Genomic DNA, 23,805 nt, shown 5'->3' with positions numbered 1-23,805 from the left:
TTGGAGGAAATATGAATTTATCTCGTCGCGTATTCATCACTTCAGCAGCTTTGGCGCCGGTGGCATGTGGTGTGCCATTGGGATATGAGCGTGGCACACCTGTAGCTCAACCAAATCCAATACCTTCAGTTCGTCCCCCAAAAGTAGGGCAAGAGTGGACCTATGTAAAGCGTGATGTATTTGATGGCAAAAATTTGGGCTTAGTTACTGAGCGCGTCTCCAGTGTTGGCCAAACTATCGTGATTGAGCGTACAGATGAGAGTGGTGGAAGATTGGCCAATGAAGTTCAAGGGCCTTGGGGTATGGTATTAACCGATCCGCAGTGGCCAAAAGTAGTGAGCTTTAGCCCCGCGATTCCATTATGGCCACAAGAATTAAGTGCTACTTGGAATAAGCAATTCATTACCAAATATAAGTTGGCTGGATATCCAGATTCTGCTTATAACTGGCAAGAATATATGAGTGCCCATGGCTGGGAACAGATTACTGTGCCTGCTGGAACTTTCTTAACATTGCGTTACCAGAGCCTAGTGAACTATGAAAGTAATGATGACAATAAAGTGAATTGCATTCGTAGAGAAACTGTTTGGTTCGCCCCCAGTATTGGTCGTTGGGTTGCGCGCGAGTCTTCTGGTTCATACATGATCCAAGGTCAGCTTGGAACTCCTAATTTAGAAGATAGTCTGCAGTGGCAATTAACTTCTTACAAGTGATCTCTTGGAGAAGGCTTTCATCTATCGTCCTATCAATATTGTTGGTAGGGTGTATTTCTTCCCAACCCTTTCCTGAGGGGCCGGCGCTAGCGCAACCGATTCCTGCGCCAGTAGTCAGGGCTCCAAAGATTGGTCAAGAGTGGGTATACCAAGTACGAAATGTCTTTAATCAAGAGATTGTCGACACTGTTACTGAGAAAGTGGTTTCTGTTGGTGATGTGATTCGGATTCAACGTGTCGGCGTCAAGGCAGGCCTACTGCCAGATGAAATTCAGTCGCCTTGGGGATTTGTTTTGCAAGATCCCCATTGGAGTCCTCCGCAAAAATTTCAACAGCCAATTCCTTTGTGGCCAAGACAAATGCAATCTGGTTGGAATGCATTTTATAAATCGCGTTATGAAGTGCTATCAAATCCAGGAAATAGTTTTTACTGGGGCTTAAGCATGATGGCATTAGGTTGGGAAGAGGTCTCGTCACCGGCCGGTCGTTTCGCTACCCTTCATTACCATAATGAAATCCCGTATTTTGAGAGCAATGATCTATTTAGGGTGATGAACATCCGTGAGGAGGATGTTTGGTTTTCCCCAGAAATCGGCCGTTGGGTTGTTCGCAGGGGATCTGGGCGCTACATTACGCCAGGAGTCTTTTGGTCAAATGCATACTGGGAAGACTATTGGCAGTGGGAGTTAGTCTCCTGGAAGTAGGCATTACGCTTAAAATGAGCGTATTGCTATGTACACAGTAAAAGAACTTTTCCCTACGCTCCAAGGCGAAGGCGCGCATGCCGGTCGCGCCGCAGTTTTTTGCCGCTTCGCTGGATGTAATTTGTGGAGCGGTCGCGAAGAGGATCGCGCTAGTGCAGTTTGCCAATTTTGCGATACTGATTTTGTGGGTAGTGATGGCATTGGTGGCGGTAAATTCAATTCCGCACAAGATCTTGCCGGTGCTATTGAGGAATCTTGGAAAAGTACCTCGGCGGGCCCTCAGCAACGATATGTTGTATTTACTGGTGGTGAACCATTACTGCAGCTGGATGAAGATCTCATCTCTGCACTTCATCAAAAAGGTTTTGAGGTGGCCATTGAAACGAATGGCACCATTAAAGTTCCTAAGGGTGTGGATTGGGTTTGCGTCAGTCCAAAGGCTGGAGCCGATCTGATTGTGCTTCAAGCTAACGAATTGAAATTGGTGGTGCCACAAGTTGGCCATGATGCCCTGGAAAAGTTAATGTCTCGATTTGAAAAGATGGATTACCGTAACCGTTTCTTGCAGCCTATGGATGGACCAAATGTAAAAAGTAATACCGAATTGGCCGTTGCTTTGTGCCAAAAGCGTCCATTATGGAGATTAAGCATTCAATCGCATAAACTGATTGGAATCCGATAAATAGGGCGTTAACCACGGCCAAGCTTTTAATAAATCTGAATGACTAAAAAACAATCCAATATTTCTATTACGCGTCGCCTTGAATTTGATTCGGGACATCGTATTCCCAATCATGATGGTCAGTGCAGACATCTGCATGGTCATCGTTATGCAATTGAGGTAACGCTCAGTGGTGAGGTGGCGGATCACCCCGGTAAGGCAGACGATGGAATGGTGTTAGATTTTGGGGATATCAAACGTCTCACAAATCAATATGTGGTTGAGCCTTGGGATCATGCATTTTTGGTCGCAAAAGAAGATGAAAAATTAGTAGCATTCTTGGCGAGTCTTCCAAATCACAAAACCGTGATCATGGATCATGTACCTACAGTGGAAAACTTGGCAAATACCGCTTTCGCAATTTTGCAGCCAGTATTTAATAAAGCCTTTGGTGGCCGACTCGAACTCTCTGCAGTCCGTCTTTATGAAACTCCTAATTGTTGGGCAGATGTGCATCATCAATAAATGACCCAAGCCGAACTTGACCATCAATTTATGCAGCAAGCTATCGAGCAAGCGCAGTTAGCTGCTCTAGAGGGAGAGGTTCCCGTGGGTGCGGTTTTAGTGCGAAACGGTAAGGTAATTTCAAAGGCATTTAATCGACCTATTACACATCATGATCCGAGCGCTCATGCAGAAATGTTGGCGCTTAGAGCTGCCGCCAAGGCTGAAGAAAACTATCGTCTACCTGGCAGTACTCTGTATGTCACTTTGGAGCCTTGCACTATGTGTGCTGGAGCAATGCTTCATGCGCGGGTAGAGCGTGTTGTCTATGGAGCGCCTGATCCAAAAACGGGTGCCGCCGGAAGTGTTTTAGATGTATTCTCATCGAAGCAGATTAATCATCAAACGACTGTCGAGGGTGGGGTTATGGGTGAAGAGTGCGGTCAATTGCTACGTAGCTTCTTTAAGGAGCGTCGGTGAAGTCTATTTATTTAATTGCTCCCTCGGGCGCCAATATCGACCCCAAAAGTCCTGAAGCAGGCATTGCCTACCTTCAAGGCCAAGGTATTGAGATTATCAATGCTCAGTGTGTGCATCGAGTTCAAGAACGTTTTGCTGGTAGCGATGCTGAGCGTTTAAATGAGCTAAATGGTTTAGCAAAAGTTGACCCAAAAAATCTGGTGATGGCGATGCGAGGTGGTTATGGCATTCATCGCTTATTGCCTGAAATTAATTGGAATGCCATTGCGAATGCTGTAAAAAGTGGATTGCAAATTTGTGGACATAGCGATTTCACAGTTTTTGAACTTGGATTGCTGGCAAAGACTGGCGCAGTCACTTTGTCTGGGCCTATGCTTAATTACGACTTTGGGCGCTTTGATGAGAGCGGTAAGAATCTCCCCCCAAATCCATTTATGTGGAAGCATTTCGTATCAGCCGCACAAGAACGCAAATTAGCTTGTCAAATTCAGGCGCCACAGTCTTATTTGGGCGAGTTAACTGCAGGATCGATCTCGGGATTGCTTTGGGGTGGTAACTTGACAGTGATAGCTAGTCTTGTTGGAACGCCTTATCTGCCATCATCAGAACAAACAAAGGGCGGTATTTTATTTTTGGAGGATGTAAACGAGCATCCCTACCGATTGGAAAGAATGTTGATGCAATTGCTTGATGCTGGCGTTCTTCAAAACCAGTCTGCCATATTATTGGGCGGATTTTCTTCCTATCGTTTATTCGATAACGATAAGGGCTATAACTTGGAACGCGCCATTGAAACCATTCGTGGTCGTTTGCCAAAACAAATCCCGATTTTGACAGATTTACCATTTGGTCATCAGACTGAAAAGCTGACTTTACCTGTTGGAGCAAAGGCGACCCTAGCGTACAGTTCTCATGGGTTTGATATTGAGGCACATTGGTGAGCGATTCCTTGTTTAGGATTATTTTTTTATTGGCGCTTATTTTTAGTGGAACTGCAATGGCGATTGAGGAGCCCAGATACTCCGTGATTGAAAATGCCCCTCCATTTGAATTGAGGGCTTATGATCCAATGATTGTGGCAGAGGTACAGGTAGATGGCGATTTAGATGAAGCTTCCCGACAAGGATTTCAATTAATTGCAGCTTATATTTTCGGTAAAAATCAGGTAAATGAAAGTATGGGCATTAGCGCATCAGTGACAATTGAGGAGCGATTATCCAAAGGTGTCAAGATAGCCATGACTGCCCCAGTCATTGTTGAGAGTAGTGCAGAGCGATGGACAGTTTCTTTTGTGATGCCAGCCGAACACACTTTAGCAACCTTGCCGAGACCTCTTGATTCCAGGGTTCGACTCAGGGCTGTACCAGCCGAAAAAAAGGCTGTCATTCGATTTACTGGTTTCTATAATAGTCAGAAGGTGGCAGAAAAAACTCTTGAGCTGGAGCAGTGGATAAGAGACAACAATCTTCGAGCGATTGGAGATCCTAAATTTGCTCGATATGATCCGCCCTGGACTCTACCGTTTCTACGTCGTAATGAAATTTTGCTGAATGTGCATTAGTCATTAAGATACTAATAATTATTTAAGCCTCGAAACTCTTCAATGTTAGTTTTGCACCACCATCCAGGCCAAGCGCTTTAACTAACACCGGCATTGCTTCAGCTAGATGTTTCTCTAGCGTCCAAGGTGGGTTAATAATAAACATGCCGCTAGCTTGCAAACGACGCTCTCCCGGGGCATTTTCTACCCTTAACTCTGCATGTAGCCAAGATCGTTTATTAGCATTTGCAATTCGTTTCATGCGATCAGGAAGTTCTGCGGATTCTCTTCTAGAGATAACTGGGTACCAGATTGCGTAACAACCCGTTGCAAAGCGGCGCAAGGCCTCTTCAATTGCGATTTCAAGATGGCGGTAATCTTGTTTATCTTCGTACGAAGGATCAATGAGCACAAGACCGCGCCTACTTGGGGGCGGGAGTAGACCCTTTAGCCTGCTAAAACTATCTTCGGCATAAATGTCTATTTGTTTGACTTGCTTCAGCTGCGCAATATTCTGACGAAGAATATCAATTTCTTTGGGGTGCAGTTCAAATAGCTTGAGACGGTCTTGCGGACGCAAGAAGCGCGCAAGTATGAATGGTGACCCTGGGTAGAGCTTGAGTCCTGTATCTGGATTTTCAGCTTGAATACAGTCTAGATATTGTTGAATGTTCTCAGGAATTGGGTTCCCGGACTTAACGAAGTCTTGTAGGCGAAATATCCCACCTTCAGCTTCTTTGCTAACAGCCGCAAAGCCATCTTCAAGACTATAAATTCCAGCGCCAGCATGGGTGTCAACGATAGTTAATGCGCCAGGCTTTTCTTGTAAATACTGAACTAGCTGAATGAGGGTAATGTGCTTGAGAATGTCAGCATGACTGCCCGCATGGAAAGCGTGTCGATAGCTAAACATGGCAATTATTTCGCTTTCTCTTGAGTCTTGCCTGTCTGGGCCTTAATAAAAAATATCAGGGTAATGACAACAATCGCAATAGAAGCGTATTGCAGTGGAAGATTTAACTCGAGGTCCATTACTTGGGTGTAATGAGCATAAATCGAAACGAGACCCCCAATCGCAATAAAGCGACTCCAGATTGATTGGGGTTTGAGCTGTGAGTCAGGGATATAAGTCGCAAGTTGGGCGCCAAGCATGCCGCACCACATACCAACTCCTGCGCCCGCCAAGACATCGGTTAACCAGTGCGCCCCAACGGCATTACGAGATAAGCCGACAAGGCTTGCAACTACGAATAGAATCAGTAGGTGAGGGCGTTTAGTTTTGGCGCAAGAAAAATATAGGGCACTTGCAATTGCGAAAGCGGTAAGCGTATGACCAGATGGGAAAGCCTTGTACTGGAGAAGTTCGCCAATACGATGAAAGCTTCCCTCCTCTAAAAGCCCCCCTGGTCTCGGTAAATCAAAAATGTTTTTGAGGATAGTGCTCGCCATTGCTGAGATGCCGCCACCTAAAATTCCAGCGCTAAATAACCGTGGTGATAACAAAAGTAGTGGAAATGAAAGTGAGAATATTCCCCAGCCATTACCCAAGAAAGTGAGCCAAGCCCACATAGTGTCTGGTAAGAGTTGGGTAAAGCGATTAATTAATAAAAAGCTGGTGCTTTGGAGTTCGCCAAAATAAATTGCTGCAGCAAGACTTAATGGGGCAAGCGGGATAATCCAAGCTAGCGTAGAGATCGCTTTCTTGCTCATTTGGCTAGCGGCCTTTAGCCTTATCTGCTTCTTGTAGTTGAATATTCACTTTTTCCAATACTTGTGCAACGCTAATTGCTTGCATGCATACATTGTCATGACAAGGTGTCTTGCGGTGGTTCGCTGCGCTCACGCATGGAGAGCAAGCAAGGTTTGCGGTAATCGCAATAGAGTTGCCTATTGAGCCATAAAGAGCAGGAGTTTCAGGGCCAAACAGCACCACTGTTCTGAGTGGCGTTACCGCAGAAAAGTGTCCTGGACCAGAGTCATTGGTGACCATTACATCTGAGAGTGTATAGAGCGGAGGTAGTTCAGAGAAGCTCACTTGGCCAGCAAAATTCAGAGCGTTCTTAACATTAGCAACGAAGCGCACTTTATCAACGTATACAAACTCAGCTGGTGAACCTGTGATCAAGATTAGATCATCAGGATAGCGTTGGTTAACTGCTTGAATCAATTCGGAGAAGCGCTGTTGAGACCAGCGACGTTGAGGCAGGAGATCGCTCGCATTTGGGTTGATCAAGATAATCCGATTTTTTCCATAGGTAAATGGAATGCCGGCTTCAGCAGCCTTTTTTTCAATTCGAGAAAGTACTTTTTTCAAAACATCGGGATTAATGACCGCTTGCTCAAGCTTTACTTCCTCATCAGAGATATGAACTTTGCTAAATGGCACTTCAATCTCTTTGGCAAACGCTGCATGAATTAGAGAAAGGAAATTTTTGGTAATGTGAATGTGCGGGTTGTAATGAACTTTGCGGGTCAGCATGAAGCCACGCCATAAGCCTTCACCATGAAAGATGTGGTAACCAACTCGCTTGCGAGCGCCGCATAGACCCGTTAGAAGAGCAGTGAAGCGTGAGAAGAGCTCAAGGTCAATCACTGTATCAATACGGTGATAGCGAGCCAAAACCAAAAAACGCAATGTATCTTTAATGAGCCCACCCAAGTTGGAAGAGTCAATGGTGAAGATATTTTCTGGTTTCACTGTATTTAGCAGGGTAAGGCTTGCGCGATTACTTTTAAAAATCAAGAAGAAAATCTCTGCGCCACGTGCTTGTGCATTTCGCATTGCGGGGTCTACCAAAATTGCGCTACCCATTTCGGAGAGCTCAATAAAGAGTAGTTTTTTTGGGGTCTCAGGCCCACGGCTAAAGATATTTTTGATGCGATCCATCAATGCCACAAGGGGGCTAACAATTGCGCAAAGGGGTACGCCAACCCAATGATCAATTACCCGCATAGTGTTGACGCTAATAGCCATAGTTTTGCTCTGAGATTATTTTCGTTTTAGTAAAAAATATGCGCCTGGTAAAACAGATATCACAGTGAGTGCGCCGTAACTAATTGAGGCGAGCACCGTTAGTGATGGGCTGACTCCCCATAGTGACAAGACAGAAGATAGAGTCGCCTCACGTAGTCCCCAACCTGAAATGCTAATTGGCAGCATTAATAAAAGGCTTAATGCAGGTAGCCCGATCATTAAGCTTGAGATTGGTGCTTCTGCGCCATAAGCCCTTAAGCAAAAACCAAAAGCCAGAATAATAAATCCATGGGTTGCAATTGCAAAAATTGCCTGAGCAATGTTCATGGGCCATGAGAAAGCGAGACGGATACCAGGTATTGCATTACCCATATTCAAGCGAGCCAGTAACTTCTCTAATAGCTCGGTAGTGGGTTTCCAGGCCAGAACTAATGCGATTCCTAACCCGGCCAACACCATGACAGCGACAACGGCATAACCCAGTTCTTGTCCCCAAGCGGCAAGAGTTGCGCCACCCAAAATAAGTCCAAGTCCTCCAAGCAAATTATTTCCGGCTAAGCCCAAAAGACGATCAACAAGTACCATGGCAAAGCTTAAACGCAGTTTTGGTGTTGCATGCTCCAAATCGACGGAATGATGTAACTCTTGGTCTAACTCGTTTGTTGCACTAAGATTGCCAGCGCTGTTAAGGTGTGTAGCAGTAATTGCACGATAGCTATCCCCACCAAGGGTGCTTGGTAGGCCTTGATTAATTAAGCCGCCTGCAAAATATAGCGCGACATACTTGAATAGACTTCCTTGAAATCCCACGCTGCGCATCAGAAAACCCCAGCGCAAGCCACCACAAATAAATGCACAGCAAATTGCAATTGCTGCGGCAACGAGCCAGATTGGCTGCATCTTGATCTCTGAGTCAAGAAGGGTGTGCCAATCAATGCCGCTGGTTGCTTTCCAAAGCAAGGCGACTGATAGGACGATCCGAATCGTTGGCCATGCGCGTTTCAGAATGGATTTCCACCCAGCAGCATCTTTTGGATTTGGGGTGGATGTGACTTGTGAACGCATAGGCGTAAGGATAATGCTTTGGGCACCTAAGGTCTTGAATTTTGGTGATTTACCTTGCTAATTCAGATCCCTGCCAATTGCTACACAGGCTAAAGTCAAATTTGGACAAAATTTGACCAAAACGTCTAATTTCTAGGCTGTCTAAGGGCTCACAACGTTCAAAAGAGTCCTTGTTGCCCACCGGAGCTGGAAAGGGCATGCCAGACCAGTTGATCAGAAGAATATTTGCCCCTTGAGGTAACTTACCAAACCAGAGGTCAAACTGGTCTTGTCGTTGATCCAATACAAATACTGGGGTCGGTTTGGCATACCAAGCGGCCCGGCTACCTAAGGTCCAATTTTGCACAGCTATACCACTGGCTTTACTTGCTCTACTTAGTTCTGCTGCCTTTTGGCCTGCCAATTTCCAACCATAGAGATCGGCAATCGGATTGGATTTAATCATTGCTAAATTAATCCCGCCTGAGAGTACGTAAGCAAATCCAATAGCGCAAAGTGTCAATTGAAAAACAAAGAGAATTTGAATGAGGCGACGATGTTGAGTGGACCAGGCTTTTGCTAAGCCAATACCCGCAAATGGAGCGAGACAAAACCATGCGGGAGATGTCCAGTGCGGTAGCCCACCTCCACCAGCAAGTGTTGCAAAGATTACAAATGGGATTGCGAAGAATCCTAGTAAAGCCCAGATAGAAAGTTTGACACCATGAATGCAATATTTAATGAATAAATAAGTACCAAGCACTAGCAGTGGTCCATAGACCAAGACCTGAATACCTACATAAGCCATCAATCTTCGCCATAGCCATGTGCTGCCTGCACCGTGAGCAATTTGATACTTAAATGAAATCCAATCGTTAATCCAATTCCAATACAGGACAGGACTGATGCAGAGCAATGCGATGATGAAGGCCAGCCAAAATCCTGCTGTATTAATCCAAGCTTTTTTGGTGTTGCTCAAGAATACGAGCAAGAACGCAAAAGCGCTAAAAGCAGCAGTGTATTTACTAAGGCCTGATAGACCCAATAAGATGCCGGTAAAAATCCAATCGCGGGTACTAAAGCGATCTTTGTTGAGCCAGCGAAGCGCCATCATCATCAAACCAAGACTCAGGGGTGCAAGCAAAGTATCTGGCAATAGGCCGATTGAAAGTATGTGGGGTATCGGTGCGGCAATTATGGCGAGCACAGCCATGAGTCCGCAGGTATTTTGAGAGGGAAGGGTGCTAGTTAAGTAACCTGCATTTCTGCCTTGAATTAAATGATGTATTTCTAAAGTGGCTTGATAAACCAGATAACAGGAAAGTATCCATAGAAATTCTGGGATGAGGCGAATGATTCCCTCGGAAGAGGTAATGGCAACCAGTGGCCACTGAATCCAGCCGACTAGCGGTGGATGATCAAAGTAGCTCCAAGCAAGATGCTGTGCGTACAAGGCGTAGTGGGCCTCGTCGACCGAAAACTCAATTGCAAAACCTAGGACAAAGTGCACCAATGCCGCAATGCAAATGCTAATTGCAGCCCAGCTTGATGGTGAGTATTGGCGCATATGACGATTTTAGTCTCACTTGAGTAAAACTTTGGGACAATTCTGATATGTACAAAATTGCTTTATCCATTTCCACATTCCTCATGGCTGCTGCGCTATCGGGTTGCATTGGATTTGGCGGTAGTTCAGTTCAGGATGGGTCTGGGCAAGCATTTCATGTTGATCAGATTCCTGCTCAGGAGGACTTACCAAAGTTCTCTGCAGAGGCAGCACGCGAAGGTGTGCCGCAGGGCTGGAGTTTTTATCGCATTGCCCCTTATAAAAAGAATACCGTCTATCGCCTAGAAAATTACCAAGGTAAAACAGTCTTAAGCGCAAACTCAAAAACGGCTGCATCAGGATTAGCGGTAAAGTTAAAGCCAAAAAAAGCTAATAACTTATGGTTACAGTGGGAGTGGAAGGCTCTGAGTGCCATCCCTGAGGCTGACAATAGTGAGGGCTATCGCGATGATGCACCCTTAAGAATCTTAGTTGCGTTTGATGGCAATAAATCCAAACTTTCTTTAAAAGAAAAAATGAATTTTGAGATGGCGAATTTAATTAGTGGTCAAGAAATGCCTTATGCCACTCTGATGTATATCTGGTCTGGAAAATCGCCTGTTGATTCCATCATTACCAACGCCCATACTTCGCGCGTCAAAATGATTGTTGTGGATTCAGGTTGGGATAATTTAGGTCAGTGGCACAAGCATCAGCGTGATTTGTCTGCCGACTACAAGCTTGCCTATGGTGAACCTCCGGGTGATGTGATTGGTATTGCTTTACTAACTGATACAGATAACACCAAATCCGAAACTCGTGCTTTCTATGGTGATATCGAGCTGGTTCGTAAGTCTGCTAAATAATGCTGGGTAAAGTCTACCTAGTGACGTAAAGGTCGCCAGCGTTTCAGTAAAAGTGCATTACTTAGCACGCAGAAACTAGAAAGCGCCATTGCGCTACCAGCGAGCATCGGTGATAAATAACCAAGTGCCGCCAGAGGAATGCCTGTGGCATTAAACGCAAAAGCCCAAAAAAGATTTTGCTGAATTTTCTTCCAAGTTCTTTTGGAGATATCAATTGCATCAGCAACTAAGCTGGGGTCGCCTCGCATAAGTGTGATACCTGCTGCCTGCATTGCTACATCCGTGCCTGTTGACATAGCCATACCTACGTCTGCTGTTGCCAAGGCGGGCGCATCGTTAACGCCGTCGCCAACCATGGCGACAAATTGTCTGGATTGGTCCTTTCCTGAGAATTGCAGTTGATGAATAATTTCCGCCTTATTGCCAGGCAATATTTGTCCAAAGACTTCATCAACACCGATTGAGTCTCCAACTCGTTTTACAGCTGCAAAATTATCGCCAGAGAGCATCACGGTGCGAATGTGTAACTGATGCAAAGCAGAAATTGCATCTTTTGCTGAACTCTTAAGTTCATCTCCAAAACTGATGACGGCAAGAGGTAACGATGGGGATTCTGCATTCATTAATACAGATACAGTTTGCCCCTGATTAAAGCAGTGTTGTGCTTTGGACAAAATTTCTGAATAGAGCGGATGCTGTTCTAGTGAGGCAATGCTCTGAAGCGAGAGCTTTTGATTGGCCCATGGTCCTGTGCTTGGTATTCCGCTGATGCCAACCCCAGGTAAAGCCTCGCTCTGAGAAGGGGGGATGGGATTGGTGCCAGTGAGTTTGGCGGCGGCTATCAGTGCTTTTGCTAACGGATGCTCGCTGCCCATTTGCAAGCCAGCGGCAGTTGCGAGAAGTGAGTTCTTGTCTTTGGCGCTAGTGAGATCAACGAACTCTAGCACTTGTGGTCTACCAATAGTAAGAGTGCCTGTTTTATCAAAGGCAACAATATTTAAGCGATGTGCTAACTCTAATACCTGGGGGTCTTTGATGAGAATACCAAAGCGTGCAGCAACTCCCGTTCCTGCCATGATTGCTGCTGGAGTGGCCAAACCAAGCGCACAAGGACAGGCAATCACGAGAACAGATACAGATCGTAATATCGCAATAGAAACCGAGTCTAGATAAATCCAATTTATTAAACCGGTTAGCAAGGCAATGATGACAACGCTTGGGACAAAAATAGCGCTAACTCGATCTACCAATTTCTGGATAGGCGCTTTTTGTGTTTGTGCATCTTCCACTAAGGTGATGATTTTTGATAAAACGCTTTCCACACCAACTGCTTTAGCATTAATAATCAAAACGCCTTCACCATTTAGTGATCCACCAATCACTTTAGCTCCGAGTGATTTCTTAACGGGGTCGCTTTCGCCGGTTAAGAGCGACTCATCAATGTGGCTATTGCCCAATAGAATCAAGCCGTCTACCGGAATCCGCTCACCAGGCAATACTAAAACGTGATCACCCGGAAAAACTTGATCGAGTGCTAATTCTCGATATTGATCGAGAGCAAGCCCCTCTTTAATTTCAAGATTTGAGTTGATTACTTTTGCATTCTCAGGCCACAGTTTTTGAAGGGCGCGAATCGCTTCGCTAGTCTGCCGCTTTGCTCTCGCTTCTAACCATTTGCCAAGCAAGACCATACAAATGATGACGGTGGAGCCTTCAAAGTAGAGTTCATGGTTAGCATGTGGCGATGCAAACATTTGATAAACACTCAAACCATATGCAGCACTGGTTCCGAGTGCAACCAATAAATCCATATTTCCTGCGCCAGCTAATACAGATTTAAGGCCAGCTTTATAGAAACGCCAACCCAAAATAAATTGCACGGGAGTTGCTAATAAGATTTGCCATTTCGGAGCAAGCGCCCAGTGGATATCAAATGGCATCAAAAACATAGGCAAGAAGAGGGGTGCAGATAGCGCGAAACTTAACAACACTCTACCCAAGCCATCTGAACCCCAAAATGTATGAGTCGGGTTATGGTCAAGATTGCCGTGTGGCGAACTGATCTTTGCACCATAGCCTGTTTTTTGCACCAAACTGATGATTTCTTCGGCTGAGGTGGTGGAGCCAGGCTCGAGACGGACTTTTGCTTGTTCTGTGGCGAGGTTAACGCTGGCCGCCTCTACCCCTGGAATTCGATCGAGCGCCTTTTCAACCCTTGCCACGCAGGAGGCGCAGGACATTCCATCAATATCTAGGGTAAAAATCGAGGAATTTGTGTCTTTTTGCTGGCTCATATGGAAGATAATCTACCCCATAGCCACTAAATTTACTTAAAAAGGGTCGATATGTTGAGTCTAAAAGTGTCAGGAATGACTTGTGGCGGCTGTGTTAATGCTGTGACCCGAGCTATTCAGGCTCAGGATCCTGGCGCTAAAGTGCAGGCAGATTTAGCAACCCAGACCGTGACTCTTGAAACTACCCTTTCAGCCGAAAAAGCGGCTCAGCTTATAACAGATGCTGGCTTTCCAGTTGTTCAATAAGCTTTTGTTTAGAATGACGCCAAACCTAACAAAACCCGTAGTTTTTGTTCCCAAAGGATCGTGATTTATGTTCTTCAGTAAGTTAATGCCTCACGATGGTAATTTCTTCGAATTGTTCAATGAGCATGCCGGGAATATCGTTGCTGCTTCCGAATCTTTTTTGAAGTTTGTTGAACATTACGCCGACGAAGCTCTGCGCGCAAAATACACGCAAGAAGTTGATAAAGCAGAACATGCTTGTGATGATGTTGTTAAAGAAGTGCATCGTCGTTTGCACAAGACATTTATCACTCCAATAGATCGCGATCAAATTTTTTCACTCATCAACACGATGGATGACGTTGCAGACTTATTGCAAAACGGCACTGAAGCAATGCATCTCTATGATGTGAAGCAAATGACGCCAGAGATGCTGCAGATGGCTGAGTTATGCAATCAGTGTTGCATCAGTATGAAAAACGCCGTTGGCACATTAAAAGATATTTCTGATCCTGAGGTTGCTAAAGGCGCATTGAAGACTTGCGATGAAATTGATCACCTTGAGTCTGGCGCTGATCGCCTTTTATCTACTGCTATTACAAGGTTATTCCGCGAGGATATCGAGGTGCGTGAGCTTATTAAATGCCAACGTATTTATGAATTGCTCGAGGAAGTAACCGATAAATGTGAAGACGTTGCCAACTTAGTTGAGGGCATCGTTCTTGAAAACTCTTAAGGCGAAATAAGTTGCCAGCGACAGAAGTAGCTTTTTGGGTTGTAGCGCTCTTAGTAGTGCTTGCGCTTGGTTTTGATTTCATGAATGGATTTCATGATGCGGCGAACTCTATTGCAACAGTGGTTTCCACTGGTGTTTTGAAGCCGCAACAAGCTGTTGTCTTTGCGGCCTTCTTTAATTTTTTAGCAATCTTTATTTTTCATCTGAGTGTTGCCGCTACTGTCGGCAAAGGCATTGTTCATCCATCAGCAGTTGATTTACATGTTATTTTTGGAGCCTTGGTGGGGGCAATTGTATGGAATGTGGTTACTTGGTATTACGGTATTCCATCTAGCTCATCACATGCCTTGATTGGCGGTCTTGTCGGCGCAGCTTTACCGAAAGCGGGTGTTTCTGGTTTAGTTTGGGCTGGCATCTTTAAGACGGTTGCCTTTATCTTTATTTCTCCACTGGTTGGTTTCCTCTTGGGTTCACTCACGATGTTGTTGGTTTCGTGGGTGTGCAGACATGCCACTCTGGCTAAGACAGATCGTTGGTTCCGTAGACTTCAGTTACTCTCTGCTGGTGCCTACAGTCTGGGTCACGGAGGCAATGATGCTCAAAAAACGATTGGCATTATTTGGTTGCTGTTGATCATTACCGGATACGCAGAGGCTGGTGGTGGCATGCCCCCAACTTGGACCATTATTGCTTGTTATATCGCTATCGCAATGGGTACGATGTTTGGTGGTTGGCGTATTGTGAAAACTATGGGCCAAAAACTTACAAAGCTCAAACCTGTTGGCGGCTTTTGTGCTGAGACCGGTGGTGCAATAACTCTCTTTACCGCTACAGCCTTGGGTGTTCCCGTTTCTACTACCCACACAATTACTGGGGCTATTGTGGGTGTGGGCTCAACTCAAAGAGCGAGTGCAGTTCGTTGGGGCGTAGCGGGAAATATCGTTTGGGCTTGGATTTTCACGATTCCAGCTACTGCCTTGATGTCTATGGTTGTGTATTACATCAGCCTAGCCATTTTTTAATATAGCCTAACGAGATCGGCAACCCTATTCCAAGCAATTTTTTGCTGGTGCGGTTAATCTACTTCTTATTAATTCAATATTTTTTGTTAGCTCCCAAGTTATTGCAGGGGTTACTCGCCATAGGAGAAAGTAGTGTCAGTTACTGTTGAAGCGGTTCAAGGTGCTTTAAAAAGCGTAGTCGATCCTAATACAAATATCGATTTTGTCACCGCAAAAAATATTAAAAATCTCAAAGTAGAGGATGGCGATATTTCTCTGGATATTGTTTTAGGCTATCCAGCAAAAAGTCAGTTTGATTCAATTAGAAAATCAACGATTAATTCTTTGCGTAATTTACCTGGCACTAAAAATGTTAGCGTGAATGTCACCAGCCAAATCGTTGCACATGCTGTTCAACGCGGCGTTAAGTTACTTCCTGGCGTTAAAAATATTATTGCCGTTGCAAGCGGTAAAGGTGGTGTTGGCAAATCGACTACGGCTGTTAACTTAGCATTAGCTTTAGCTGCTGAGGGGGCGCAGGTTGGAATATTGGATGCTGATATTTATGGACCAAGCCAACCCATGATGTTGGGTATTACTGGTAGACCAGATTCTCTTGAGGAGAATACGATTGAACCAATGGAAGGTCATGGTTTGCAAGCAAGCTCGATCGGTTTCTTGATTGATGATGATGCGCCGATGGTGTGGCGTGGGCCAATGGTAACCTCTGCATTAGAGCAGTTGTTGCGTCAAACACGTTGGCGTGACTTGGATTACTTGGTGGTAGATATGCCCCCAGGTACAGGAGACATTCAATTAACGCTTTCTCAAAAAGTGCCCGTAACAGGTTCAGTGATTGTGACTACACCTCAAGATATCGCCTTGCTTGATGCGCGTAAAGGCCTCAAGATGTTTGAAAAGGTAGGCGTACCTATAGTTGGCATTATTGAGAATATGAGCACTTACGTTTGTCCAAGTTGTGGTCATGAAGAGCATGTATTTGGCACTGGTGGCGGTGAAAAAATGTGTAAGGACTATGGCGTTGAGTTTCTGGGAGCGTTACCTCTAAATCTCTCGATTCGTGAACAAGCAGATGCGGGCAGACCTACTGTGGTTGCTGATCCCGACGGTGCCATCAGTGCGATATACAAAAATATTGCTAGAAGAGTTGCCATAAGAGTTGCTGCGCTATCAAAGGATATGAGCAGTAAGTTCCCTAACATTGTGGTTCAAAACACTTAAGAAGTCAGATCTCTATGCGCTTCGCGGTACTCATGCGTAAACAAAAAATGGATAACCCATGGGTTTCACATCGATGGGTTCCTCAAGAGGTTTTGCCTGATTATGGGCAGTACGAAAGCAAATCGCCCAATTCAATCACGGGAAAATTACATGAGCGTGATGCGGATGGTGAAACATGGTTGTTCACTGGATTTGAATTAGATCTTTTTCAGGATGAGTCAGAGGGTTACTACCTCAATACCTCGGCCACTACACCTTCGTGGTTTGTAATGTGGCGTTTGGAAGAAGATATTGATCGGTATATTGATTCACAGTCTCTTCCTGTGGCTAGGGCTGATACATCTATTGCTGTACCCCATCGCATTTGCGTAAGTTATAACGAAGCAGCTCGCCTACTGGATGGCGGGGAGTCGGTTGATACAGTGCCGATGAGTCAAGAACATACTGCATGGTTGCAAGAATATGTTGATGAGCATTACCGACCAGAGCCAAAAAAACGTCATAAGCCCGCTTCATTCAAAGGCGCTGAACGTCCCGCGGAGGAGAGATGACCGAAAGCTTCTTCAGTCGCTGGTCGCGTCGCAAGTCCGGCAAAGAAAAAGAGGTCGATTCGCCTGAAGAGTTGGTTAAGTCGGCCCCCGCAAATCTGGTCTCCGATAGTGGTGCTTTAGAAAAGACAAAGGAAGAAAATCAAACTCCGCCTCTAGCAACATTCGAGGATGTGGAGAAGATCGATCGATTTGCCCCGGATTTTTCCGCCTTCATGAAACCAGGTGTTGATCCTGCTGTTCAGCAGGCAGCTTTAAAGAAGATGTTTACTGACCCGCACTTTAATGTGATGGATGGTTTAGATATCTACATTGATGACTATTCCAAGCCCGATCCATTGCCGCAGGGTATGTTAGAGCGTATGGTTCAAAGCGATATGCTCAATCTATTCCGCAAGAAGCCAGAGGTGGTTGTGGAAAAGGAGGGCGGCACTAATTTAGCCGACTCTTTGCTTAACCCAGAAAATCATGCTTTAGAGTCAGAATCTAAAACTGATTTAACATCCTCACATATCCGGGGTTCTAATGAGTCGATAAATGAAGCGACAAGCTCAAGAAACCCCTCATCAGAGTTAGAGCAGAAAAAAACCTAGAAGGTTGTTCATGGGTCAAAAATTCGTATGTAATTGCAATGGCACGATGCCTTTAGACGCTAAGGCGCTAGGTGTGACTATGCATCATTCTTTATGCAGGCAAGAGGTGGGATCTTTCCTAAAGAGCTTGGACGGATCCGAAGCCATAGTGGTTGCTTGTACGCAAGAAGCCTCTTTATTTAGCGAGTTAGCAAGTCAATCTGAAAAACCATTGGTTGCGCCTTTAAAGTTCGTCAATATTCGAGAAGTTGCTGGATGGACTCAGGAGGCAAAAACATCAGGACCAAAGATTGCCGCCTTATTGGCATTAAGTGAGTTGCCGGAAGCGGAAGCTGTACCTGTGGTTAATTATGAAAGCCAGGGCAGATTATTGATCTTGGGTCCTGGTGCACAAGCAATTCCTTGGGCAGAAAAGCTTCAAACTTCTTTAGATGTATCGGTTCTCTGCACTGAGCCAAGTGAATTACCACTCGCTCGTGATTACCCCATATATAGCGGCGCAGTTACCAGGCTGGATGGTTATCTGGGTAAATTCACGGTGACTTGGGAGGCACAAAATCCCATTGATTTAGAGATGTGTACTCGCTGCGGTGCATGTCTCGAAGTATGTCCAGAGAATGCAATTGATCTCTCATTTCAAATTGATTTGAGCAAATGTAAAGCGCATCGCTCTTGTGTAACTGCTTGTGCAAGCATTGGTGCAATTTCCTTTGATCGAGAGGATCGCGAACGTAGCTCTGAATTCGATCTAGTTTTGGATTTACGTCAAAACCCTACAATGCGCATGAGCCAAACGCCACAAGGCTATTTTGCGCCTGGTAGCGACCCTCTAGAGCAAGCATTAATCATGAATCAATTGCTTGAAATGGTGGGCGAGTTTGAAAAGCCTAAATATTTTGCCTACAACGATAAGCTTTGCGCACACGGTCGAAATGGCAAAGTTGGTTGTAGTGCTTGTATCGATGTTTGCTCTACGGGAGCAATCAGTTCTCTATTCAAGAATGGCCAGGGAACCGTAGAGGTCAACCCCAATCTTTGTATGGGTTGCGGTGCCTGCTCCACGGTGTGCCCATCCGGGGCGATGCGCTACAACTATCCCAGTGTGTCACACCAAGGAAAAGAGTTAAAAACCATCGCTGGTGTATTTAACGCGGAGGCCGCAAAACTCAACCTAGATCTCGCCCCAAGTTTGTTGCTGCATAACTTCAAGGCGGGCACTCAACTTATTGATAGTCTGGGACGAGCTTCACATGTTTTGCCAAAACAGTTTGAGGGTCTTCCTGCTTTTGTGCTTCCATATGGGATCGAGCATATTGCGTCGACTGGTCTTGAGCTATGGCTTGGAGCCTTGTCATATGGTTTTACCGAGGTGATCCTTTTGTTGAGTGGTGATGAGGATCCAGTCTATCGCGATGCGCTAAGCAACCAAGTGAAGCTGGCTAATTCAATCTTGAATGCATATGGTTTTGAGGATCGCATTCAAATGTTAATGACTGATTCTCAAGAAGACTTGAGTCCAGTTTCTAATGCAATGGGTAATTTGCGCCAACGTGGCAGCTTAAAGCCCATTTGTTCGCCAGCGAGTTTCGGTTTATCAAATCAAAAGCGAGAATCTTTAGAGGCTGTTTTAGAGCATCTGCAAAAGCAAGCAAAGACTAGATTGCCTGAAGCCGGTGCGACCCTCCCTAAAAATTCTTTGTTGGGCGGCCTAAAAATTAATCGTGATGCATGTACTTTGTGTATGTCATGTGTTGGTAGTTGCCCAGAGGGCGCGCTTCTCGACAATGTCGATGACCCTATTCTGTCCTTTATTGAAAAGCAATGTGTCCAATGTGGCATCTGTGTACAAACATGCCCTGAGAATGCATTGGGCTTGGATCCACGTTTGCAAAGCGTTGAGCAACGCAAGCAAAAACAAACATTAAATGAAACCCAGGCTTTCTATTGCATTAGTTGCGGCAAGCCATTTGGTACTGCAAAAATGGTGGATCTCATGCTAGCCAAATTGGGGGCGCATAGCGCCTTTAGTGGCGCAGCAGTGGATCGTTTAAAAATGTGCGGCGATTGCCGAGTAGTAGATATGGTTAAGAAAGAGTTATGACAGATCGGGATGCTCAAAAGTTAGATAAGCCGTCAACTACTGAAATTGGTGATGTGGGTTTGCCAGAAGACTTGGCGCGCGCTGATCTATATGGATTAATCGCTCGTTTTTTTCATCTTCCACCCGATCAAGATTTTTTGGATCAAATTGCTGCAACCGGTGATCAGCAAGACGGTTCCAATGATGCCCCATTAGCTAGGGCGTGGTTGGATTTAGTTGAGGTTGCAAAAAACAATCCCGCTAAAGCTTGGCATGATGAATTTGATTTAAATTTCATCAGTGTTGGTAAGCCGAACATTGTTTTAAATGGCTCGTTTTATATGGCCGGCCATCTCAATGAAAGACCATTGGTAAATATTCGGAAAGCGCTTGCGGAGTTTGGTCTTGAGGCTGCTGAAGCGGTCACCGAAACCGAAGATCATATTTCCTCCTTATGTGAGGTGATGCGCTACCTGATTGCCGGGGATGATGTAGAAATATCAAACCTTACAAACCAAAGGGTTTTTTTCAATGAGCACATTCGACCTTGGTATGGGGAGTTATGCGATGCCATCCAAGACCTTCCCGAGATGCATCTCTACCATCCAGTTGCCGTTCTAACTAGGGAATTCCTAGATATTGAGGGCCAAAGTTTTGACATGATTTAATGTTGCGTTGCAATATAGGGGAATCCTTATCCCCGTTTCTTTACATATATATGTCAAAAGTGCAATAAGTGATTAAACTTGACTCCAATCAAGAAAAATTACAAAGGAGCATGCCATGAGCACTAAAAACAAGGTTGTCTCAAGCGACAAACCAAAGACTTCTCGTCGAATGTTCTTTATTGGTGCAAGCGCTGCAGTGGGCACTGTTGCTGTCGCCTCTCAAACATCTGTTGGTAAAGCAATTACCAAAGAAATCGCTGGGGTTACAAAAAGTTCGGAGGAGACAAAAACTATGACTGAACACATGCGCAAATATTACGCAAGCACCATGATTTAAGAGATTGATTTTTTCAAGCTCGCTGTTCTTAGATAAATAAAAAAATTTCTTAGGGATAAAACATGAGTCTGACTCGTAAATCCAATACACCTCAAAGCAGTCGATCTACAACACGCCTGATTGGTAGCTTGTCACGTGGCCTAAAGGCTGCTGTACCTACGATGGATCGCCGTACTTTCTTGAAGCGCTCCGGAATTGGTGTTGGAGCTGGTATTGCGGCCAGCCAACTCAGCTTAGTGCAAAAGGCTACTGCCGAGCCAAGCAAAGCCATGTTGGATGGCAAGGGCAAGATTGAGGTCAAACGCTCTATTTGTACCCACTGTTCTGTCGGCTGCGCGGTTGATGCAACAGTTGAGAATGGTGTTTGGGTTCGTCAAGACCCCGTATTTGATTCTCCAATTAATTTAGGTGCTCACTGCGCCAAAGGTGCTGCATTGCGCGAGCATGGTCATGGCGACTATCGCTTACGTTATCCAATGAAATTAGTTGATGGTAAGTATCAGCGCATATCCTGGGATCAGGCGCTTACTGAAATTACTGCGCAGATGAAGAGCATTCGTGAGAAATATTCTCCAGATGCAATGTTCTTTATTGGATCTTCAAAGCACAACAATGAACAGGCCTACTTACTGCGTAAGTGGGTCTCTTTCTTTGGAACTAACAATACAGACCATCAAGCTCGTATCTGCCACTCAACCACAGTTGCAGGTGTAGCGAACACATGGGGCTATGGCGCCATGACTAATAGCTATAACGACATGATGAATGCTAAGGCTGCTTTGTATATCGGTTCAAATGCTGCTGAAGCTCACCCTGTATCTATGTTGAGTCTGTTGCATGCCAAGGAAAATGGTTGCAAGGTAATTGTGGTTGATCCACGTTATACGCGTACGGCAGCAAAATCTGATCAATATGTGCGTATCCGCTCAGGCACAGATATTCCATTCTTATTTGGTGTTCTCTATCACATCTTCAAGAATGGTTGGGAAGATAAGAAGTACATCAATGATCGTGTTTACGGCATGGAAGAGATCCGTAAGGAGGTCATGGAGAAATGGACTCCAGCAGCTGTAGAGGAGGCATGTGGCGTTCCTGAGGCACAAATGTACAAGGTTGCTGAAACCATGGCGAAGAATCGTCCGAGCACGATTGTTTGGTGTATGGGTCAGACGCAACATACGATCGGTAACTCCATGGTGCGTGCATCCTGCATTCTGCAATTAGCCCTGGGTAACGTAGGTAAATCGGGTGGCGGTACAAACATCTTCCGTGGTCACGATAACGTTCAAGGTGCAACTGACGTTGGGCCTAACCCAGACTCATTGCCTGGTTACTACGGTTTGGCTGCAGGATCATGGAAACACTTTGCAACTGTTTGGGGCGTTGATTATGACTGGATCAAGGGTCGTTATGCGCCAGACATGATGGAAAAGTCAGGCACCACGGTTTCTCGTTGGGTCGACGCTGTTCTCGAAAAGAATGACATGATTGATCAGCAGACCAGCGTGAAAGGAGTCTTCTTCTGGGGTCACGCGCCTAATTCACAAACCCGTGGTTTGGATATGAAGCGCGCGATGAATAAGTTAGATCTATTGGTGGTGGTTGATCCATATCCAAGTGCGACTGCGGCAATGGCAGCTATGCCTGCTGCTGAGGGCGATACTGTCAATAAGAATCGAAATGTTTACTTATTACCAGCCGCAACACAGTTTGAAACCTGCGGTACAGCGACTGCTTCAAATCGTTCTTTACAGTGGCGTGAAAAAGTAATCGATCCATTATTTGAATCCGTACCAGATCACGTGATCATGCAAGCTTTTGCTGATCGCTTAGGTTTTGGTGAAGAGCTTTCTAAGAACTACAAGATGCTCAATTCCAAGTTTGCTGGCAAGCAGTGGAAGGAGCCACAAATCGAGGACATCTTGCGTGAAATTAATCGCTCTGTCTGGACTATTGGATACACAGGTCAGACACCAGAGCGTCTAAAAGCGCACATGAGAATGGTTGCATCATTCGATCCTAAGACTCTCAAGTCTCGTGGTGGTGTCGATCCAGTTACTGGATACGATACGACTGGTGATTACTATGGCTTGCCTTGGCCTTGCTATGGCACTGCGGCAATCAAACATCCAGGCTCACCAAACCTCTATGACACCAGTAAGAGTGTGATGGAGGGTGGTGGTAACTTCCGAGCAAACTTCGGTGTTGAACGTGATGGCGTGAGTTTGTTGGCTGGAGATGGTTCTTGTTCCAAAGGATCTGCAATCACCACTGGCTACCCAGAGTTTGATCATGTATTGGTTAAGAAGTTGGGTTGGTGGGATCAATTAACTGAAGATGAGAAGAAGTTGGCCGAAGGCAAGAACTGGAAGACAGACTTGTCTGGCGGTATTCAGCGCGTTGTAATGAAGAACGGTTGCCATCCGTTTGGCAATGCAAAAGCACGTGCGATCGTATGGAACTTCCCGGATCCAATTCCAATTCACCGCGAGGCGCTCTATAGTACCAATGCTGCAATGATGCGCAAGTATCCAACCTCAGCAGATAAGAAGAACTTCTGGCGTTTACCAACGCTCTATAAGACTGTTCAAGATCAAAACTTGAACAACAAGCTTTATGAGAAGTTCCCGATTATTCTGACTTCAGGTCGCTTGGTGGAGTACGAGGGCGGTGGTGATGAAACTCGTTCTAATCCTTGGTTGGCTGAACTTCAACAAGAAAACTTTGTAGAGATCAATCCAAAGGCTGCAGCAGATCGGGGCATTAAAAACTGGGATTACGTATGGGTTAAATCTCCTACTGGCGCCAAGATCAAGGTGCGTGCATTAGTAACGGAGCGTGTTGATCAAGGGACTGCTTGGGTGCCATTCCACTTCGCTGGTTGGTGGCAAGGTAATGATCTTCGCAAGTATTACCCCGAGGGTGCTGCACCGGTGGTTTTAGGTGAGGCTGTAAACACCGCTACAACATATGGTTATGACCAGGTCACCATGATGCAAGAGACCAAGACAACCATGTGCCAAATCGAAAAATTTGCCTAAGTAAAAAA

Annotated in this window: 24 protein-coding genes; 18 read left to right on the top strand and 6 right to left on the bottom strand. The window is 45.3% G+C overall.

Going from position 1 to position 23,805, the window contains the following annotated elements:
- Positions 1-11 precede the first annotated feature (11 nt).
- Genes NHB35_RS07625 through NHB35_RS07595 form a run of 7 tightly spaced genes read left to right on the top strand, consistent with a single transcriptional unit; the run spans position 12 to position 4,623 of the window.
- The gene (locus tag NHB35_RS07625; RefSeq protein WP_353431785.1) at positions 12-713 is read left to right on the top strand and encodes a hypothetical protein; all 702 of its coding nucleotides are present in this window, start codon (positions 12-14) and stop codon (positions 711-713) included.
- The gene (locus NHB35_RS07620; RefSeq protein WP_353431784.1) at positions 689-1,417 is read left to right on the top strand and encodes a hypothetical protein; all 729 of its coding nucleotides are present in this window, start codon (positions 689-691) and stop codon (positions 1,415-1,417) included. The genes NHB35_RS07625 and NHB35_RS07620 overlap by 25 nt, the downstream gene beginning before the upstream one ends.
- A 28-nt stretch (positions 1,418-1,445) precedes the next feature.
- Complete coding sequence (gene queE, locus NHB35_RS07615; protein WP_353431783.1) at positions 1,446-2,099, top strand: 7-carboxy-7-deazaguanine synthase; 654 nt, start codon at positions 1,446-1,448, stop codon at positions 2,097-2,099.
- A 39-nt stretch (positions 2,100-2,138) separates the two neighbouring features.
- A complete protein-coding gene (queD, locus tag NHB35_RS07610) occupies positions 2,139-2,603 on the top strand; it encodes a 6-carboxytetrahydropterin synthase QueD (protein ID WP_353431782.1) in 465 nt (154 codons plus the stop codon).
- On the top strand, positions 2,604-3,062 hold the full coding sequence (gene tadA, locus NHB35_RS07605; RefSeq protein ID WP_353431781.1) for a tRNA adenosine(34) deaminase TadA: 459 nt from the start codon (positions 2,604-2,606) through the stop codon (positions 3,060-3,062).
- A complete protein-coding gene (locus NHB35_RS07600) occupies positions 3,059-4,003 on the top strand; it encodes an LD-carboxypeptidase (protein WP_353431780.1) in 945 nt (314 codons plus the stop codon). The genes tadA and NHB35_RS07600 overlap by 4 nt, the downstream gene beginning before the upstream one ends.
- Positions 4,000-4,623, top strand: coding sequence for a heme-binding protein (locus NHB35_RS07595; protein ID WP_353431779.1), 624 nt, complete (start codon positions 4,000-4,002; stop codon positions 4,621-4,623). Before NHB35_RS07600 ends, NHB35_RS07595 begins: the two co-directional genes overlap by 4 nt.
- A gap of 22 nt (positions 4,624-4,645) precedes the next feature.
- Here NHB35_RS07595 and rlmJ read toward each other — a convergent pair whose 3' ends face one another.
- Genes rlmJ through NHB35_RS07570 form a run of 5 tightly spaced genes read right to left on the bottom strand, consistent with a single transcriptional unit; the run spans position 4,646 to position 10,187 of the window.
- Positions 4,646-5,515: a 23S rRNA (adenine(2030)-N(6))-methyltransferase RlmJ gene (gene rlmJ, locus NHB35_RS07590; protein WP_353431778.1), complete on the bottom strand. Its 870-nt coding sequence runs from the start codon at positions 5,513-5,515 to the stop codon at positions 4,646-4,648.
- Positions 5,516-5,520: 5 nt separating this feature from the next.
- A complete protein-coding gene (locus NHB35_RS07585) occupies positions 5,521-6,312 on the bottom strand; it encodes a phosphatase PAP2 family protein (RefSeq protein WP_353431777.1) in 792 nt (263 codons plus the stop codon).
- A 4-nt stretch (positions 6,313-6,316) separates the two neighbouring features.
- The gene (locus NHB35_RS07580; protein WP_353431776.1) at positions 6,317-7,576 is read right to left on the bottom strand and encodes a glycosyltransferase family 9 protein; all 1,260 of its coding nucleotides are present in this window, start codon (positions 7,574-7,576) and stop codon (positions 6,317-6,319) included.
- Between the two features lie 15 nt (positions 7,577-7,591).
- Entirely contained in the window at positions 7,592-8,641 is a 1,050-nt protein-coding gene (locus tag NHB35_RS07575; RefSeq protein WP_353431775.1) for a lysylphosphatidylglycerol synthase transmembrane domain-containing protein, read from the bottom strand.
- Positions 8,642-8,690: 49 nt separating this feature from the next.
- Positions 8,691-10,187, bottom strand: coding sequence for a glycosyltransferase family 39 protein (locus NHB35_RS07570; protein WP_353431774.1), 1,497 nt, complete (start codon positions 10,185-10,187; stop codon positions 8,691-8,693).
- Positions 10,188-10,234: 47 nt separating this feature from the next.
- Here NHB35_RS07570 and NHB35_RS07565 point away from each other — a divergent pair, with 47 nt between their 5' ends.
- Positions 10,235-11,032: a DUF3047 domain-containing protein gene (locus NHB35_RS07565; protein ID WP_353431773.1), complete on the top strand. Its 798-nt coding sequence runs from the start codon at positions 10,235-10,237 to the stop codon at positions 11,030-11,032.
- Positions 11,033-11,049: 17 nt separating this feature from the next.
- Here NHB35_RS07565 and NHB35_RS07560 read toward each other — a convergent pair whose 3' ends face one another.
- Positions 11,050-13,326: a heavy metal translocating P-type ATPase gene (locus NHB35_RS07560; protein WP_353431772.1), complete on the bottom strand. Its 2,277-nt coding sequence runs from the start codon at positions 13,324-13,326 to the stop codon at positions 11,050-11,052.
- Between the two features lie 51 nt (positions 13,327-13,377).
- On the opposite strand from NHB35_RS07560, the gene NHB35_RS07555 reads away from it, so the two are divergent.
- From NHB35_RS07555 to NHB35_RS07510, 10 genes are all read left to right on the top strand, one after another.
- Positions 13,378-13,572: a heavy-metal-associated domain-containing protein gene (locus tag NHB35_RS07555; protein WP_353431770.1), complete on the top strand. Its 195-nt coding sequence runs from the start codon at positions 13,378-13,380 to the stop codon at positions 13,570-13,572.
- A gap of 67 nt (positions 13,573-13,639) precedes the next feature.
- Entirely contained in the window at positions 13,640-14,287 is a 648-nt protein-coding gene (locus NHB35_RS07550; protein ID WP_353431769.1) for a DUF47 family protein, read from the top strand.
- Between the two features lie 11 nt (positions 14,288-14,298).
- Positions 14,299-15,309 (top strand): inorganic phosphate transporter, encoded by a 1,011-nt coding sequence (locus tag NHB35_RS07545; protein ID WP_353431768.1) that lies wholly within the window; start codon positions 14,299-14,301, stop codon positions 15,307-15,309.
- 132 nt (positions 15,310-15,441) lie between these two features.
- Positions 15,442-16,530, top strand: a complete 1,089-nt coding sequence (gene apbC, locus NHB35_RS07540; RefSeq protein WP_353431767.1) for an iron-sulfur cluster carrier protein ApbC — start codon at positions 15,442-15,444, stop codon at positions 16,528-16,530.
- A gap of 32 nt (positions 16,531-16,562) precedes the next feature.
- The gene (locus tag NHB35_RS07535; protein WP_353431766.1) at positions 16,563-17,081 is read left to right on the top strand and encodes a DUF3305 domain-containing protein; all 519 of its coding nucleotides are present in this window, start codon (positions 16,563-16,565) and stop codon (positions 17,079-17,081) included.
- Positions 17,078-17,671 (top strand): DUF3306 domain-containing protein, encoded by a 594-nt coding sequence (locus tag NHB35_RS07530; protein WP_353431765.1) that lies wholly within the window; start codon positions 17,078-17,080, stop codon positions 17,669-17,671. The genes NHB35_RS07535 and NHB35_RS07530 overlap by 4 nt, the downstream gene beginning before the upstream one ends.
- Positions 17,672-17,681: 10 nt before the next feature.
- Positions 17,682-19,772 carry a 4Fe-4S binding protein gene (locus tag NHB35_RS07525; protein WP_353431764.1) on the top strand — a complete coding sequence of 697 codons (2,091 nt, stop codon included), beginning with the start codon at positions 17,682-17,684 and terminating at the stop codon, positions 19,770-19,772.
- On the top strand, positions 19,769-20,419 hold the full coding sequence (locus NHB35_RS07520) for a molecular chaperone TorD family protein (RefSeq protein ID WP_353431763.1): 651 nt from the start codon (positions 19,769-19,771) through the stop codon (positions 20,417-20,419). Before NHB35_RS07525 ends, NHB35_RS07520 begins: the two co-directional genes overlap by 4 nt.
- Before the next feature lie 115 nt (positions 20,420-20,534).
- A complete protein-coding gene (locus NHB35_RS07515) occupies positions 20,535-20,756 on the top strand; it encodes a hypothetical protein (protein ID WP_353431762.1) in 222 nt (73 codons plus the stop codon).
- Positions 20,757-20,818: 62 nt separating this feature from the next.
- Positions 20,819-23,797: a formate dehydrogenase subunit alpha gene (locus NHB35_RS07510; RefSeq protein ID WP_353431761.1), complete on the top strand. Its 2,979-nt coding sequence runs from the start codon at positions 20,819-20,821 to the stop codon at positions 23,795-23,797.
- The last annotated feature ends 8 nt before the right edge of the window (positions 23,798-23,805 follow it).

Origin of the sequence: Polynucleobacter sp. MWH-UH23A (assembly GCF_040409805.1) — a bacterium.
In the GTDB taxonomy this organism is placed as follows: Bacteria; Pseudomonadota; Gammaproteobacteria; order Burkholderiales; family Burkholderiaceae; genus Polynucleobacter.
This window is presented reverse-complemented; position numbering and strand designations above follow the sequence as displayed.